Source organism: Marinobacter sp. M1C, from assembly GCF_023314135.1.
In the GTDB taxonomy this organism is placed as follows: domain Bacteria; phylum Pseudomonadota; class Gammaproteobacteria; order Pseudomonadales; family Oleiphilaceae; genus Marinobacter.
In genome coordinates this window covers 3,817,924-3,834,543 of the sequence record NZ_CP092289.1, presented here as the reverse complement: position 1 = coordinate 3,834,543, position 16,620 = coordinate 3,817,924, and the positions used below count along the sequence as shown (strand labels likewise).

General features: G+C 54.1%; 17 protein-coding genes. 9 read left to right on the top strand and 8 right to left on the bottom strand.

Annotation, left to right across the window (positions count from 1 at the left end; genetic code table 11):
* Positions 1–95: 95 nt before the first annotated feature.
* The 5 genes from cysQ to dctP form a co-directional block, all read right to left on the bottom strand.
* Positions 96–875, bottom strand: coding sequence for a 3'(2'),5'-bisphosphate nucleotidase CysQ (gene cysQ, locus MIH19_RS18040; RefSeq protein WP_249006172.1), 780 nt, complete (start codon positions 873–875; stop codon positions 96–98).
* A 37-nt stretch (positions 876–912) separates the two neighbouring features.
* Positions 913–1,602 carry a nitroreductase gene (locus MIH19_RS18035; protein WP_249006171.1) on the bottom strand — a complete coding sequence of 230 codons (690 nt, stop codon included), beginning with the start codon at positions 1,600–1,602 and terminating at the stop codon, positions 913–915.
* A 94-nt stretch (positions 1,603–1,696) separates the two neighbouring features.
* On the bottom strand, positions 1,697–3,007 hold the full coding sequence (locus MIH19_RS18030; protein WP_249006170.1) for a TRAP transporter large permease subunit: 1,311 nt from the start codon (positions 3,005–3,007) through the stop codon (positions 1,697–1,699).
* A complete protein-coding gene (locus MIH19_RS18025) occupies positions 3,004–3,549 on the bottom strand; it encodes a TRAP transporter small permease subunit (RefSeq protein ID WP_249006169.1) in 546 nt (181 codons plus the stop codon). The genes MIH19_RS18030 and MIH19_RS18025 overlap by 4 nt, the downstream gene beginning before the upstream one ends.
* A gap of 89 nt (positions 3,550–3,638) precedes the next feature.
* Positions 3,639–4,685: a TRAP transporter substrate-binding protein DctP gene (gene dctP / locus MIH19_RS18020; RefSeq protein ID WP_249006168.1), complete on the bottom strand. Its 1,047-nt coding sequence runs from the start codon at positions 4,683–4,685 to the stop codon at positions 3,639–3,641.
* 165 nt (positions 4,686–4,850) lie between these two features.
* On the opposite strand from dctP, the gene MIH19_RS18015 reads away from it, so the two are divergent.
* Positions 4,851–5,591 (top strand): enoyl-CoA hydratase-related protein, encoded by a 741-nt coding sequence (locus MIH19_RS18015; protein WP_249006167.1) that lies wholly within the window; start codon positions 4,851–4,853, stop codon positions 5,589–5,591.
* Between the two features lie 6 nt (positions 5,592–5,597).
* On the opposite strand, the gene MIH19_RS18010 is transcribed toward MIH19_RS18015, so the two are convergent.
* Positions 5,598–7,199, bottom strand: coding sequence for a class I adenylate-forming enzyme family protein (locus MIH19_RS18010; RefSeq protein ID WP_249006166.1), 1,602 nt, complete (start codon positions 7,197–7,199; stop codon positions 5,598–5,600).
* Positions 7,200–7,358: 159 nt separating this feature from the next.
* Between MIH19_RS18010 and MIH19_RS18005 the strand changes: the two genes are divergently transcribed.
* The 8 genes from MIH19_RS18005 to MIH19_RS17970 all read left to right on the top strand — a co-directional run bounded on the left by MIH19_RS18005 (position 7,359) and on the right by MIH19_RS17970 (position 15,215).
* Positions 7,359–8,153 carry an SDR family NAD(P)-dependent oxidoreductase gene (locus MIH19_RS18005; protein ID WP_249006165.1) on the top strand — a complete coding sequence of 265 codons (795 nt, stop codon included), beginning with the start codon at positions 7,359–7,361 and terminating at the stop codon, positions 8,151–8,153.
* Positions 8,153–8,608, top strand: coding sequence for a PaaI family thioesterase (locus MIH19_RS18000; protein WP_249006164.1), 456 nt, complete (start codon positions 8,153–8,155; stop codon positions 8,606–8,608). The genes MIH19_RS18005 and MIH19_RS18000 overlap by 1 nt, the downstream gene beginning before the upstream one ends.
* Positions 8,609–8,683: 75 nt before the next feature.
* Positions 8,684–9,886 carry an acyl-CoA dehydrogenase family protein gene (locus MIH19_RS17995; RefSeq protein ID WP_249006163.1) on the top strand — a complete coding sequence of 401 codons (1,203 nt, stop codon included), beginning with the start codon at positions 8,684–8,686 and terminating at the stop codon, positions 9,884–9,886.
* Between the two features lie 31 nt (positions 9,887–9,917).
* Positions 9,918–10,685, top strand: coding sequence for an SDR family oxidoreductase (locus MIH19_RS17990; RefSeq protein ID WP_249006162.1), 768 nt, complete (start codon positions 9,918–9,920; stop codon positions 10,683–10,685).
* A gap of 61 nt (positions 10,686–10,746) precedes the next feature.
* A complete protein-coding gene (locus tag MIH19_RS17985; protein ID WP_249006161.1) occupies positions 10,747–11,811 on the top strand; it encodes a phosphotransferase in 1,065 nt (354 codons plus the stop codon).
* Complete coding sequence (gene surE, locus MIH19_RS17980) at positions 11,808–12,587, top strand: 5'/3'-nucleotidase SurE (RefSeq protein WP_249006160.1); 780 nt, start codon at positions 11,808–11,810, stop codon at positions 12,585–12,587. Before MIH19_RS17985 ends, surE begins: the two co-directional genes overlap by 4 nt.
* Before the next feature lie 25 nt (positions 12,588–12,612).
* Positions 12,613–14,283 (top strand): long-chain fatty acid--CoA ligase, encoded by a 1,671-nt coding sequence (locus MIH19_RS17975; RefSeq protein WP_249006159.1) that lies wholly within the window; start codon positions 12,613–12,615, stop codon positions 14,281–14,283.
* Entirely contained in the window at positions 14,280–15,215 is a 936-nt protein-coding gene (locus MIH19_RS17970; protein WP_249006158.1) for a 2-dehydropantoate 2-reductase, read from the top strand. Before MIH19_RS17975 ends, MIH19_RS17970 begins: the two co-directional genes overlap by 4 nt.
* Before the next feature lie 76 nt (positions 15,216–15,291).
* Here the strand turns inward: MIH19_RS17970 and MIH19_RS17965 are convergent, their stop codons facing one another.
* Positions 15,292–15,747, bottom strand: coding sequence for a MaoC family dehydratase (locus MIH19_RS17965; protein ID WP_249006157.1), 456 nt, complete (start codon positions 15,745–15,747; stop codon positions 15,292–15,294).
* 12 nt (positions 15,748–15,759) lie between these two features.
* Positions 15,760–16,521, bottom strand: coding sequence for a class II aldolase/adducin family protein (locus MIH19_RS17960; RefSeq protein ID WP_249006156.1), 762 nt, complete (start codon positions 16,519–16,521; stop codon positions 15,760–15,762).
* Between the last annotated feature and the right edge of the window lie 99 nt (positions 16,522–16,620).

The following is a 16,620-nucleotide window of genomic DNA, read 5'->3' as shown; positions in this document are numbered from 1 at the left end:
GGGATAAGGGGCAAGGGTAGGGGACAGATTTGAAATCTGTCCCCGCTTGCTGTGAGACCTGTCCCCGGTTTCCGTTTAAGATCTGTCCCCAGCCTTCAAACCCCAGCCTTCAAACCCCAGGCTGAAAAGTGCGGGTTGGCAAAGTTTGGCTTGCCGTACACCATGGGCTTGTTGTCCAGGGTAATAAGTCGGCCACCGGCTGCACGCAGTACCGCGTCACCGGCAGCAATGTCCCATTCCATGGTGGGCCCCAGGCGCGGATACACGTCCGCTTCACCAGCGGCCAATAAGCACAGCTTCAATGACGAGCCCGCACTGGTCTGGCTGGCCACCTTGGCGCCGGCTAGAAAACGCGCCAGAGCGGCCTCGTCGCCGTGGGAGCGGCTGGCGACAACGGTTAATCCGGCCGCTGGCACCGGGCGGCACTGAATGGTTTTGCGCTCGCCGTTTTCCTCTACAAAAGCTCCTAGCCCCCGGCCACCGGCGAATAGCCGCTTCAGGGCCGGCGCCAGAACCACGCCCAGTACCGGCACGCCGTTCTCAATCAGCGCAATGTTAACGGTGAACTCGCCGTTGCGGTTGATGAATTCTTTTGTGCCGTCCAGCGGGTCTACCAACCAGAAGCGGTCGCCGGTTTCTGGTGTATTGCCGGCGGCAGCCCGCTCTTCCGCAACAATAGGAATTCGTCTGTCCAGCGCCTGCAGCGCCGGCAAAATGAGAGCTTCGGCCAGCTCGTCGGCTTCTGTTACTGGCGATGCATCGCTTTTCGTACGCACGTCTATATCGCCGGCGTAAATGTCCATGATGGCGTTGCCGGCGCGGTGAGCGATGGGAAGAAGCTTTTCAAGCAAGGATGCGTAAGCGTCGTTCTTCATTGGTGTTTCGCCCGTTAAATTAAGTGATGATTTTAAGTTAACGATCTTTAAATATCACCGTTTCACTGAGCGGTACGCGGGACGTTCGCGTGTTATTTGCCTTGATTTCCGGATCCTCATAACCAAAACAGATACCGAACACCACGCCGATGTTCTCTTCCAGTCCGAATGCATCACGAATCAGATCAGGATGAGATCGTAAACTACCCATGGCACAGGAACCAATCCCATGGGCTGTCATTGCAAGCATAAGAGTTTGTGCATAAATGCCGACATCTACCGCGATGGTGGCGCCAAAAGAGCGATCCATACAAAGAAAGGCCACATGCGGCGCATCAAAAAATTCGAAGTTACGAAGGGCCGCCCGGCTGCGTCCGGCTTTGTCGTCGCGTGCGATCTCCATTTCTCCGTACAACGCGCCAGCACATTCAACTTGCCGGCCACGATAAGCACCTTCAAATTTGCTGACGTAGTTAAAGTCAGGTTCAGGGGGTGTTCCCCGCATCGCGCGATCAACAAACTGATCGCGTAATGAGTTTCTTAGATCGCCAGAAGCAACAACGACATACCAAGGCTGGGTGTTGCAGTTTGACGGTGCTTGCTGTGCTTGTTCGAAAAGGCTCCGCATGATTTCTTCTGGCACGTTTTTTGGAAAGAAACCACGGATGGAGCGTCGCTGAAGAATGGCATCTGCCAGAGACATAGCCGGTTTGATGGCTGCGTTCATAAGAGGCTCCGAAAAGACAAAAAATGATTGGTAAACGGTGTCATTTTTAAGTCGTTTTGATTTTTGTTATAAAGCTGGTTTTGGTGTCTGCTGATCAGAAAAACACTCCAGGTAGCCAGGTCGCAATTTCCGGAAAGACCATAATGATGCCAATGGCCAGTATCTCGATGATCACGAACGGAACGACGGAGGTGTAGATATCCTTCATAGTGATGCCCGGCGGTACCACACCTTTCAGATAGAACAAATTAAATCCAAAGGGCGGTGTTTTATAGCCGATTTCCATGTTGATCACGAACAGTATGCCGAACCAGATCGGATCGAAGCCGAGGGATTTTACGATGGGCATGAACACCGGCAGAGTAATCAGCATGATGCCAACCGGATCGAGCACCATGGCCAGGAAGAATATGATCACCATCATTGCAATGATGATGCCCCACGGACCGCCGGGAATGTGTTGCATCATGCCTTCGATCAGATCCTGAGCACCCATGCTTTGATATGCCGAGCTAAACGCGTGAGCGGCAAACAGGATCCACATGATCATGCCCGTAAGCTTGAAGGTACGGATAGCAGCTTCTTGCAGGATGCTCCACTTCAACTGGCGATAGACGGCTGCCGAAATCAGCGAACCCAGAACACCCATGGCGGCGGCTTCCGTTGGCGTGGTAATGCCACCGATTATGGAACCTAAAACCATGAAAACAACGCCAATGGGCAGCAGCACGGCTCTTAATGCACGGAGCTTCTCAGGCCAGGTGCCACGTTCTTCTGGAGGCAGGGCCGGTGCCAAGTGCGGCTGAAGGGTAGAGCGCACGAGGATGTAAGTAACGGTCATTACCATCAGCAGAACGCCAGGCATGATGCCGGCAGCAAACATCTGGCCTACGGATACCCCGGTAATCAGTGCGTAGAGAATCATCAGAATGCTGGGCGGTATCAGAATGCCCCAGCCGCCACCTGTATTGATGACACCCAGCGCCATTTTGCGGTCATAGCCCCGTTCCAGCATAGAGGGCAGTGCAATGGTGCCCATGGCAACCACCGCTGCACCACTGATGCCAACCATGGCAGCAAATACAGCGCAGATAACCAGGGTTCCTATAGCCAGACCGCCGCGAAGGCCGCCAAACCACAAGTGCATCATCCGATACAGATCCCTTGCCACACCGGTTCGTTCCAGCACCATGGCCATGAAAACAAATAGAGGTATGGCAACCAGGGTAAAGCTTTCCATGGTGCCCCAGATCTGCGAGGCCACCATATAAAAGGAATCAAATCCCCAGGTGAAGTAAAGAAAAATCACCGAAACGCCGCCGAGAACAAAAGCCAGCGGCAAACCCAATAGAAGGAAAAACAACAGCGAACCAAAAAACAGCAGGGTCAGGATTTCAATACTCACGACTGCTCTCCTTCAGCAACGCTCTGATTAGGGGGGTAGTAATCCAAGTCGAATGCTATTGCAATGTCTTCAAGAAGCTTAGCCAAACCCTGAAGTACCAGCAGTCCAGTTCCGATAGGAATGGCAAGTTTGACCGGCCAGACCGGGGGGTTCCAGGCAGAGTAGGAGGTCTCCCAACCTGCTATGGATTCAGTGGCCATATCAATACCAAACCACAATAGGGCCAGGGTAAAAGTGAAAAATATCAATGAGGTGACGATGTCCATAAAAGCCCGCTTGCGCGGTGATAGCTGCGAGTGCAGAAGATCGACGTTAACGTGGCCCCGATGAGCCATGATGTAGCCTCCGGACATGACTGCATAAACGCCGAACAGCATCTGGGTAAGCTCGTTGGTCCAGACTGTGGGTGCGTTCAGCAGATAACGAAAGCCCACCTCTAGTAACAAGAATGCGAACATGGCGAAAATAAGCAGGGCTATCCAGCGCCCGACAAAGTCGTTAAGACGGGTTACCCCTCTTATGAATGCGGTCAGAACATTCATGGCACTCTCCAGGAGGATGTTGGTTTTTCAGGGATAAAAAGGCCGGACGTCGAAGACTCCGGCCTGTGTCACTTATTCAAACTCGCTGATTAGAGGTAACCGAGCGTGGCCAGGTAGCTCTTCAGCATGTCCAACGCTTTCTTGGCGTTATCGCTACGTTTGCCTTCCTCGTCCCACATTGCCTGTGCGGCCTTCACCAGCTTATCCTGAACGTCATCTGGCAGAACGTTCACCTGTACACCCTGTTCGGCAATGACCTTGGCCAGAGTGATGCGTTCCTTATAAAGGTACTCATTTGTGCGAACCCAGAATTGCTCATCAAGTGCGTCTTTGACGATTTTCTGCATGTCTTCCGGCAACTTGTTCAGCGCCTTCATACTGACAATAATAACATCGGTGCCCGCGATGTTCAGAGCTGGTTGAACGTGGTATTTGGCCACTTCATACAAGGCCATGCTCGCGGCACCTTGAGCAGCACCCCAATGCGCACCATCAACGATGCCCGAGTCCAGTGCTGAGTAAAGCTCGCTGCCTGGAATATAAGACGCTGCAGCACCTGCTTCGGTCAGGAACTTCTGCAGAGCACCGGAAGAACGAATCTTCAGACTGGTGAAATCTTCCCAGGTTTTAATAGGCTTCTTAACCACCATCTCGGTGGGATACACTTTGTCTGTCGCCCAGTAAACGTCGTGCTCTGCGGCTTCGTCGCGAAGCATCTGCTCAAAACCCAGGCCCTGATGGAAGTACTCAGCCTCCCACACGTTACGGAACGCAAAAGGCAGGCCGGAGGCAATGCCGGCAAGGGAAATTTTGTCTTGAGCATAAGCTGGAGAGATTGTGCCCATTTCCAAAATGCCGCGGCTGACGGCGTTAAAGGTTTCCTGGGCTTTGAAGAGTGCGCCAGCCTCATAGAGTTTTAGCTTCAGACGTCCGTCAGTGCGCTCATCCAGAACTCGCTGCAATCTTACCAGGCTGTCAGTATAGGAACTGCTGGCGCCGGGCCAGTGGGATTGCACTTTCCATGTAAATGTTTCTTGGGCTACTGCGGGCGCAGCGCTTAGGGCAGCTGTAACACCGATGGTCAGGGCTGACACGTAAACTGTGAAGTTTTTGCGTGCTTTGGCGAAGAGATTCATGACTGTGCCTCGTTCGTTGTTGTAATGATACTTCTTATTGTTTCACTCTGCGGAACTGACGACTGCAGGGTGGATTTATGTTTTCTAAATCTATCACATGATTGGGCGTTTGCAATAGGATGTTTTGTGCGTAAACAACAAAATACTCTTAATAAGGATAGTTCAATGATTGAAATTCAGTGTTCCCAGGGTGTGGTCCAACTCGTTATCAACCGCCCTGAAAAGAAAAATGCCGTGACACGGGAAATGTATCAGCAATTGAGTGACGCCATAATACGTGCCAATGAGGACGAAGCTGTAAACGCCATTGTCATTTCCGGCGCCGGGGGCGTGTTCACTGCTGGCAATGATCTGGATGATTTTCGGGCCCGTGCTATGGATGATCAGCCGAAGCCCTCCGCTGGGCTGGCGTTCATTGAAGCGCTGATGGACTGTGATACGCCGGTTATAGCGGCTGTTGAAGGCTTGGCAATCGGTATCGGCACCACGTTGTTGTTGCACGTGGATGTCGTGATAGCGGCAAAGAGTGCGCAATTCAAAACGGCGTTTGTGGATCTCGGGTTAGTACCGGAGGCCGCTTCTACGGTAACCATGCCCCTGCACTTGGGCGCTCGCAGAGCCACAGATCTGCTGCTGTTGGGCGAGGTGATCAGTGGCAACGATGCCAGAGAATGTGGGCTAGTCAGCCGGATTGTGGGTGATGGGCAGGCGTTGGTTGAAGCGCTGGCACTTGCCGCAAACCTGGCAAATAAACCTCGTGAAGCTCTACGGGCGAGTAAGCGACTGATCCGTGCTCCTTGGCGTGAGCAGGTAGAACAGGCGCTGGAGCGGGAACGGGAGGTGTTTTCCGAGCGGCTACGATCAGAGGATTGTCGGGCCGCTCTGGCTAAGCTGGCCCGACGCTGAGCGGGGTTAACGCGCAACCGTGTGCCAGTAAGGTTCGCGCAACTCCCGCTTCAGGACTTTACCTATGGTGGAGCGGGGCAGCTCCGCTCGAAGCTCAATAGCGGAGATGCGCTGGCTTTTGCCCAGTTGATTGTTAGCCCATTCGAGTATCTCAAGCCCGGAATCCTGGTGTCCGGGTTTGAGAACGACCAGGCCCAAAGGTGTTTCACCCCACTGTTCACTTGGAATACCGATAGCCGCTGCATCGTCCACCGCAGGGTGCGCCAGCAGCGCTTGCTCAAGATCAACTGCATAAATATTAAAACCACCAGAAATGATCATGTCCTTGCGACGATCGAGAATATGGATAAAACCGTCGTCGTCGATTCGTCCCATATCTCCACTGCGATAGAACACGTCGCCCTCCGGGCTTTCCCACAACATTTCCCGAGTTTGCTCAGGCCGGTTCACGTAGCCCCGCATCATGGAAATCGCACGGCCAACGAGCTCGCCGGTTTCGCCTTGCGGCAACTGATGGCCATCTTCGTCGATCACGCGTACTTCCGCGCCTTCAGTCGGTATGCCGACCGAGCTCCATTTGTCCCGGTGCGCGGCACAGTCGAGGCTGGTAGAAATGCCGCCCTCTGTAAGGCCGTAAACCTCCCGTATGTTGCCGGGCCAGCGTGCCATGGCATCGGCGATCACGATCGGTCTCAGGGGAGCACTGGTACAGAGTTTCAACTTAAAGCTGGAGAGATCAAAGCGGTCAAAATCTTTGTCAGCCAGAATCCTCTGGTACTGCACCGGTACCAGCATGGCGTGAGTTGCGCGATGTGTTTCGGCCAGTTCAAGGAACCGTCTGGTATCGAACTTTGCCATGATTACCAGGGTGCCACCGTGGAACAGAGTGGGTAACAGCGAAACCAGTGTGGTGTTGGAGTACATCGGCGTTGAGATCATATTAATGGCATCGCCATCCAGCCCATAACGGCTCATTCGTTCCATCTGCCGTTGGCGGAATCGGTAATCGTGAAGGATGCCCTTCGGGGTGCCGGTGGTCCCAGAACTGTAGATGATGTTAAAGGCGTCATCCATTGATACGTCCGCGGGGCAGGCTTCAAATGAGGCATCGCGAAGCCAGTCTTTCAGTGTCAGGCCAATCCCTTCACTGTCGTCATCCAGGGCAATAATGCGGTCGTCCGATAGTTCCTTCAGCCCAGCTCGAAAGCTGTGAAAGAGATCCTGATTTTTCTGTGATACAAAAAGAAATTGTGCACCGCAATCGGACAACATCAGATTCAGTGCTTCGGCGCTGGCCATACCTGAAAGCGGCACCATGCAGCCGCCAGCGGTCAGTACACCAAGATACAGAGCGACATAGGCGGCGCTGTTTTCAGACAGCGCTGCCACTGAGTCGCCGGGCTGCAACCCGGCATCTCGCAGGCGGTTGGCAATTTGGTTAGTGTGATCCAACAGGGCTCTCCAGCTCAGCGTACCTTGTTCACTGATTAACGCCGGGTGGTCCGCGCGGGTCATTGCAAAGCTCTGTATCCGGTGGCCGATGGCCTCCATGGGTTCGTTCGGGGTTATGGGTGCGTACACCGGCATTTTGCTCAGGATATTTTTCATTTTTGTGCCTTATGCTGCTATGGTGTTTTGACTAGTGAAATTTACTTCCGTTTATATTGACTCAAAAGTGGAAGTCGTGACAAATTAATGCGAAAGCAAAATCGCTAGTGCAATAATAAAACCCGCAATAATAAAACCAGAGACACAAGGAGCAGCGGAATGGGGCGTTTTGATGACCGGGTGGCTATTGTTACCGGAGCCGGCAGCGGAATAGGTCGAGCAACCGCCTTGCGACTGGCGCGTGAGGGTGCCCAAGTCGTTATGGCTGATACGTCGGAGACGGGTCTGGTTGAAACCGGGAATCTGATGCCCGAGCGCGCTGAGCATCTCCGCCGCCTTGTCAACGTTGCCAATGAGGCTCAGGTCAAAAATTTGGTGAACGACGCTATAAACGCTTTTGGGAAAATCGACATCTTGTGCAACATTGCTGGCATTGCCAGCACAGGGAAAGGCCATCCACCGGTAACCGAAAATGAGCGAGACGAGTGGGACACGGTGTTATCGGTGAACCTGATTGGCACCATGCTCCTCATAAAGCACGTCGCGCCGCACATGCAGGCTCGCAAACTCGGTTCCATTGTCAATACAGCGTCGGTTGCCGGCATCCGCTCGGGCGCAGGGGGCAATGCTTATAGCGCCTCGAAGGCTGGAGTGATCAACCTCACTATGACCGCTGCGTGTGATCTTGGCGATCATAATATTCGGGTGAACGCTGTCTGCCCGGGCCTGGTTGAGACCGGTATGACACAAAAGGTGTTTGATTACGCCCGCGCTCATGAAAAAGCCCATAAGCTAGGCAATCGCTGCGAACTGCGCCGCTATGGCGAGCCGGAAGAGATTGCAGCGGCTATTCTGTTTTTTGCCAGTGACGATGCCAGCTATATCACCGGTCAGGCGCTGCCTGTGGATGGCGGCAATACCGCCTCTCTGAATTTACCAGGAATGAAAGTGTAATGAGCAAACAAGAATCCCGTCATGTTGATGGCACATATGTCGATGGTACAGAGCTGCCGGGCTTTCATAACTTACTCGGTTACCGTCAGGCCTCCTGGGAGGAAAACGAAGCGGTTATTGAGCTGGAATTACAGCCAAGGCACCTGAACCTCGGTGGCGTTATTCACGGCGGTGTGCTTACGTCGCTGCTTGATATTGCTATGGCTCAGGGTGGCACACACTGCCCCTACCCGGGGCGGATGCGTAAAGCCATCACCTTGTCTTTAACCACTACGTTTACCGGCCAATGCTCCAGCGGCACCATTCGTGTTACCGGGCGCAAGCGGGCCGGTGGTACGCGGATTTTTAACAGCACCGGCGAAGTTCATGACGACAAAGGCAACCTGCTTGCCATCGCCGAAGGTACGTTCCGGATCCGGTCTGGCAGTGACAAGCCCGAAGGCGTCCCTATCTGATTTTCAGTGCATAAAACAAAAACCTGATCGGCTGCGAAGGCCGGTCAACGATTCAATGTCCAAGAGGAAACCGACATGTTCGAGTTGTCTGACAAAGCAAAAAAACTGCAGGTGCAGTTGAACGAGTTCATGGATGCGCACATTTATCCCAACGAGTCCACGCACCACGAACAGATTGAAAAGGCAGAAAATCGCTGGGCGCCGGTTCCGATCATAGAGGAGCTTAAGGCGAAGGCAAAAGCCGAGGGCCTCTGGAACTTGTTCCTGCCGGAGAGCGATCTGGGAGCCGGCCTGACCAACTTTGAGTACGCCCACCTTTGCGAAATCATGGGCCGTTCTGAAATGGCCCCGGAAGTGTTCAACTGCTCCGCGCCGGATACCGGCAACATGGAAACCATCGCTCGATACGGTAACCAAGAGCAGCAGGATCAGTGGCTGAAGCCTTTGCTGGCAGGTGAAATTCGTTCCTGCTTCTCCATGACAGAACCGGATGTAGCGTCCTCCGATGCTACCAACATTGCCTGCGAGATCCGGCGTGAGGGCGATGAGTATGTGATCAACGGCAAAAAATGGTGGTCCTCAGGTGCCATGACCACCACCTCCAAAATTGCCATCGTAATGGGCAAGACCGATCCTAACGCGCCCAAGCATCAGCAGCAGTCGATGATTCTGGTGCCATTAGATGCGCCCGGTGTGAAATTAGTCCGCTCATTGACCGTGTTTGGTTACGACCACGCGCCCCACGGCCACGCGGAGATTCATTACGAAAACGTACGAGTTCCTGTGAGCAACCTTCTGCTGGGTGAAGGGCGTGGCTTTGAAATCGCCCAGGGTCGTCTCGGGCCAGGCCGCATTCATCACTGCATGCGCACCATTGGTATTGCGGAGCGTGCGCTGGAGTTGATGTGCATCCGTGCCAATGAGCGCGAGGCATTCGGCAAGCCGTTATCCAGCTTTGATTCTATTCGCAAGGACATCGCCCGCAGCCGAATCGAGATTGAACAGGCGCGGCTGTTAACTCTGAAAGCGGCGTACATGATGGATACCGTTGGAAACAAGGTAGCCCGTCAAGAAATCGCCATGATAAAGGTGATTGCTCCGAGCATGGCGCTGAAGGTGCTTGACCGTGCCATACAAGTGCACGGTGGAGCCGGCGTAAGCCAGGATACCTTCCTTGCGTCAGCCTGGGCCAAAGTGCGGACGTTGCGGTTAGCGGATGGCCCGGATGAGGTGCATCTGGATTCCGTCGCCAAAATTGAACTTCGTCAGTACCGCTGATCAGACTGAAACCCTTATGGAAACGCAAGCTATGAACAACCCACTTTTTGATATGACCGGTAAGGTGGCCCTGATCACGGGTTCCACCAAAGGCATTGGCCGTTCAATCGCCGAAGAAATGGCCCGCTTGGGCGCGAAAGTTGTTATCTCCAGCCGCAAGGCCGACGCCTGTGAGCAGGTGGCGAATGAATTGAAAGCCAAAGGCTACGAAGCCATAGCGATACCCTGCCACGTCGGCAAAAAAGACGACCTGCAAAACCTGGTTAACAAAACCAACGAAGCCTGGGGCAGTATCGACGTGCTCGTATGCAACGCGGCCACCAACCCGGTCTATGGTCCCACCTCCGAAATGACCGACGAGGCCTGGGACAAGATCATGGACACCAACGTCAAAGGCACCTTCTGGCTCACCAACATGGTGTTGCCGCAGATGGCACAGAAAGGTGAGGGCGCCGTTGTGTTGCTGTCCAGCATCGCCGGAATACGCGGTAATACAACCATCGGAACCTACGGTGTATCCAAAGCAGCAGAAGCAGCGCTGGGCCGAAACCTGGCCGTGGAGTGGGGTCCGAAAGGCATCCGCATCAACAGCATCGCTCCCGGGCTGATCAAAACCGACTTTGCCCGCACACTCTGGGAAGACCCGGTACGCGTGAAGCGCGCAGAAGACAAAACCCCACTAAGAAGAATCGGCGACCCGGTAGACATCGCCGGCCTGGCTGTATTTTTGTCAACCAAAGCCAGCGCCTACATCACCGGCCAAACCATAGTAGCCGACGGCGGCGAAACCATCTGTTGAATGGGTTATCGCCGCCCCTATGCAAAGGCTGCAACCTGATAACTAAAGGCAACAGAAAAAAATGAGCATACCCCCAGAGCTGGTCGACGTCCTTCCAGCCCACAAATTCGATGAAGCCCGGCTCCTGTCCTGGCTCCAACAAGAAATGCCGGGTTTTGGTAACCGTCTTGAGATAAAACAGTTTCAGGGCGGCCAGTCCAACCCAACATTTCTGCTGGATACCGACAGTGGTCGCTACGTTCTGCGTAAAAAACCACCCGGGAAAACGCTGCCGTCCGCTCACATGGTCGAGCGGGAGTACAAAGTTATCCGTGCGCTATCGGATAACACATCGCTGCCGGTACCCAAAGCCCGGGTGTTGTGTGAAGACAGCGAGATTATAGGCACGCCTTTTTACGTGATGGACTTTCTGGAAGGCCGCATTGTCAGTCATTCAGCCTTGCGAGTGCTGGATCGCAAGGAAAGGCTGCCGGCTCACCATTCCGCCATCGACACCCTGGCAGAGCTGCATTCCGTAGATGTGAATGCAGTGGGTCTTGGGGATTACGGGCGCCCGGAAGGTTATGTGGCGCGCCAGGTTTCGCGCTGGAGTAAACAGTACCTGGCGGCAAAAACCGACGATATGCCCGCCATGGACAAACTAATGGCATGGTTGCCCGAAAATCTGCCTTCGACCGATGAGTGCGCCATTGCCCACGGTGACTATCGTTTCGGCAACCTGATGCTGGCGCCAGACAAACCCGAGGTGATCGCCATTCTGGACTGGGAGCTTTCCACGCTTGGGCATCCGCTGGCGGACTTGGCCTACTACTGTCTGCCTTATCATCTGCCATCGGATATGCCCGGTATGCGTGGACTGCAAGGAGAAGATCTTGAAGCATTGGGTATCCCGGACGAGCAAGAAACGATTGCTCGTTACTGCGCCAAAACAGGCCGTGAAGGCATTTCCGACTGGCACGTGTATCTCGCGTTTTCGTTATTCCGCTTAGCTTCCATCGTGCAAGGTGTCTACAAGCGCGCGCTGGACGGCAATGCCGCCAATGCCAATGCGCTGGAAGTGGGTAAGCGAGCCAGCTTGCTGGCCGAAACCGGTTGGAACATCGCCAAGGCAGGAAAGCAGATATGACAGCACCCATTGTTCGACGCATTCTTATTACCAACGACGACGGCATTAACGCCCCGGGGCTGGCCAGGCTGGAAAAAATTGCCCGCAATCTGGCAGAAGAGGTTTGGATTGTTGCTCCTGAGCATGACCGCAGCGGTGCGGGTCAGAGCATCTCCATACACGATCCGCTACGTGTCTACGAAACCGGGGAAAAGCGCTATGCGGTTTCTGGTACTCCGGCCGACTGCGTGCTTTATTCTCTCGCCCACTGGTTTAACGAAACGCCTCCGGATCTTGTGTTGTCTGGTGTCAATTGCGGTGCCAATATCAGCGATTCGGTGCAGTACTCGGGCACGGTTGGAGCGGTACTCAGCGCGCAGCACATGAACATTGCCGCTATTGCCTTGAGCCAGGCTTTTTTGTCGAGGGACGGTGTTCAATGGGCGCCCGTCGAGCGTTTTGGTGAAACAATAATACGCAGGTTGTGGCAACCGGGCGAAACACGGGCCTGGAACGTGAATTTCCCAGCGTGCGAAGTGGCGGAAATTAACTCTGCCCGCTGGTGTAAACAATCGAGCGGTTCTATTCAACAAGCCAGCCTGCAGGAAGGCAGGGACGCCCGAAGTTTGCCGTATTGGTGGCTGGGTTTTGATCGCAGCTCCCGGCATATCGTAGCACCGGATTCCGACGTGGCGGTGCTCAGAGACAGGGCCGTTGCCATCACACCCCTGCGACACGAAGGCCCCCTGCCCGGGGATACCAAAGAGTTTGATCTGTCTGCGATGCTGACAGACTGATTTACATCCAAAGAGAACAATAATCATGTTCACACGCCATTACGCGGTCTGGCCGAAAGAGTTGCCCAAGACCCTGACCCTGCCGAAAACCAGTGTTTTTACCAACCTGGAAATATCGGCCCTGCGCTATCCCGATCACACAGCCATTATTTTCTACGATGCGTTTATCACATACCGTCAACTGCTGGCGGAAGTGGAGGCCATGGCAGGTTACCTGCAGGCGCAGGGTGTAAAAAAGGGTGATCGGGTGCTGCTGTATATGCAGAATTCGCCGCAGTATGTGATCTCTTATTACGCGATTCTGCGGGCGGATGCCGTGGTAGTCCCAATAAACCCGATGAACCGAGCCGCAGAGCTGGAGCACTACATTGCGGATACGGGCTCAGCGTTATGCCTGGCAGGCCAGGAGCTGACTGAATATATTGCGCCACTGTTGGGGAAAACCGACCTGGAACAGATCGTGGTGGCGTCCTACACCACCTACATCAAGCCTGATACCGACTTGGACCTGCCTGCGGAAGTCGCAATGCCGGCTTGGTCGGGCGATGTTCCAGGCCTGGTAAGCTGGGAAAATTCTATGGCGGCAAGCCTTAGCCCTCAAAAACATACGGCAGGCCCGGAAGATCTGGCAGTCATCCCTTATAGCTCGGGTACAACGGGTGCACCAAAAGGCTGTATGCACACTCATCGCTCGGTGATGGCAACGGCGGTACAACGTGTGTTCTGGAACTTGAGCACGTCCGACAGCGTGCAGCTGGCCACCCTGCCATTTTTCCATGTGACCGGCATGACCGGCTCCATGAACGGGCCGATATTCGCCGGTTCCACATCGGTGATCATGACGCGTTGGGATCGAACCACGGCATCAAGGCTCATTGAACGCTACAAGGTTACCGGCTGGACCAACATCGTTACCATGGCGGTAGACTTTCTTTCCAATCCGGACATTGGCAAATACGACCTCTCCAGCCTCAAGATGATTGGTGGCGGGGGTGCCGCCATGCCAGGCCCCGTTGCGGAAAAGCTGAAAAAACTGACGGGGCTCAACTACATTGAAGGCTACGGCCTGTCAGAAACCATGGCTGCAACCCACATAAACCCCAACGCGAAGCCTAAAGCCCAGTGTTTGGGTATCCCCGTGTTTGATGTGGACAGTCGGGTTATTGATGTAGATACCCGGGAAGAGAAAGCACCGGGGGAAATCGGTGAGATTGTTACCTGTGGCCCACAGGTGACAATCGGCTACTGGAACCGGCCGGCGGAAACCGAAGCGGCGTTCGTCGAAATTGATGGCAAGCATTTCTTTCGCACCGGCGATCTCGCGTATTACGACGAAGAAGGCTACTTCTTCATGGTTGATCGTCTTAAGCGAATGATTAATGCCTCCGGGTTCAAGGTATGGCCCTCGGAAGTTGAAGTCCTGATGTACCGACACCCGGCCATTCATGAGGTGTGTATTATCTCGGCCCCGGACCCCAAACGCGGGGAAACGGTGAAGGCCTGTATTGTGCTGACATCTGAAGCGGAAGGCAGCACCAGCGTTGAGGACATTACGGGCTGGTGCAAGGAACAGATGGCGGTCTATAAAGTGCCTGCCATTGTTGAATTTGTGAGTGCCTTGCCAAAGTCCCCCACGGGCAAGCTAATGTGGCGAGCGCTTCAAGAGGAAGAGTGGAAGGGAAGGGATCGGTCATGAAAAATAAACCCAGTATTCTGATTGTGGGTGCCGGCGCTATTGGTAGCTTCTACGGTGCTATTCTAAAGAAAGCCGGTTGTTCCGTGAGCGCCGTGTTGCGCTCAGACTATGATGCGGTCAGAGCTCAGGGTATTCGCATCACAAGCCCGCTGGGAGACCTCTCCTACGATCCAGATCATGTATACCGTGATGGCGACCTACCTGAAGAAACACCAGACTTTCTGATTCTGTGCGTGAAAGTTCTGCCTGGCGTGGATCGGGTTGCATTGATTGCGCCCTGGATGGGGAAGAAGACCTGTCTGGTATTGATCGAAAACGGTCTGGGTATCGAAAAAGAACTGGCCGATGCCTATCCCGACAATACGCTTATAAGCTGCCTGGCCTTTATTGCCGCAAGCCGCACGGAATCCGGTGTCGTTGAGCACAAAGCCTACGGCAAGCTAGTGATGGGGCATTATCCGGAAGGTATTGATGAGAGCTGCCGTGTTTTATCTCAACTGTTTATAGACGGCGGCATTAAGATCGACCTGACTGAGCGTGTCGTGGGTGAGCGCTGGCGCAAGTGTCTCTGGAATACCCCGTTCAACCCTTTGTCTGTTATTGCCAACGGCGCGGACACCCGAACCATTCTGAATACCGCGGGCGGCGAAGCGCTGATCCGGGCCATGATGCGTGAGGTGATGGATGTGGCTGCGGCAGAAGGCTATCCAATGGATGAGGCGCTGATCGATCAGAACATCACCGGCACCCGCAAAATGCCTGCCTACAAAAACAGCATGGCGCTGGATTATCTGAATGATCGCCCCATTGAACGGGAGGCCGTCTTGGGCAACGTGGTAGCGATAGCCAAGCGCCGGGGCATCGCAGTACCTCACCTGAATACCGTATTGGTTACTCTAAAGATGCGCGCAGCGTTGGAAGGGCGGGAATAGTGTTTAGCGAGTGTTTAGAAGATTTTTAGAGACTATTCAGGGCCCGTTTTCCGGGCCCTGAATAAAACAGTCTTGTTCAGATCACGTACATAGCGAGATTTTCTGCTACGCAGGCAGGTTTGTCCTGGCCCTTTATTTCTACCGTGGTTTTGTAAGTCGCCAAGATTCTTCCTTCGTCCACCGGTGTGAAATCCACCAGTTCGACTTTCGTGCGGATATCCGAACCCACCGGCACTGCCGCTGGAAATCGCAGTTTGTTCAGCCCGTAATTGATAGTGGCCTTGGTGCCGGTTATACGCAGCGCCTGAGGGTTGAGTCGGGAAATCAGGGACACTGTTAAATACCCATGGGCGACCGGGTTTTTCCAGGGCGATTCTCGCTTTGCCCGTTCTACGTCCACGTGAATCCACTGGTGATCACCCGTGGCATCAGCAAACGCTCCAATCATGTTCTGGGTGATGGTAAGCCAGGGGCTGTAACAACAAAGGCTCCCTTTATGGCCTGCCAGCTCATCAAATTGTATTTCCACCATAGTGAGCCCTTCCTATACCGCGTAACCGGGGTTTTTGCTATCGAGAAGCCGCAGCAGTGCCGGCCAGGTGAGCGCCGCAGCGCTACCTAGGGATTGTGACTGTTCTGCGGTTGTTCGAATAGCTTGCTCGGAGGGCATATACACCGGGCCGCAACTCTGTGCTTTAACCTGTATCTCGCAGGCCTTCATCAAGAAGTACAGATACGTGAAGGTTTCCGGTACGTCTTTGCCAGCGGTCAGAACACCGTGATTGCGCAGCATCATCATGGATTTGTCCCCAAGGTCACGAATCAGGCGTTCTCGCTCATCCAGATTCAGGGCCACACCTTCATAGTCGTGGTAACTCAGGTGCGCCAGGCAGAGCATGGCCGTTTGGCTCAGCGGTAACAGACCGTCTTTGTGGGCGGAAACCGCCACGCCGTCTGGAGCATGAAGATGCATAACAGCACCGGCATCGTCGCGCCCCATGTGCACAGCACTGTGTATGGTAAAGCCGGCGGGGTTCACCCTGCTAAGGCCCCCAGATTGCACAACCTGTCCGTCTTGGTCCACTTTTACCAGAGAGGACGCCGTAATCTCGTGGAACAGCAGGCCATAAGGATTAATAAGAAAGTGATGTTCGAGGCCAGGTACCCGGGCGGAGAGGTGGGTGAAAACCAGATCATCCCATCCGAACAGGGCGACAAGGCGGTAAGCCGCAGCTAACTCGGTGCGAACCTGCCATTCTTCCGCTCTCAGCGTATTAGCATCGGTATTCGAGGTGTTTGTTGTCATATTGTTCACCTTATTCCTGACTTTGAATAACAAAAGGGGCGGCGAACGACCCTCCTAAAAAAGTCCCCTGGCAGAGCAGAACGAGGTCTTAGACTCACT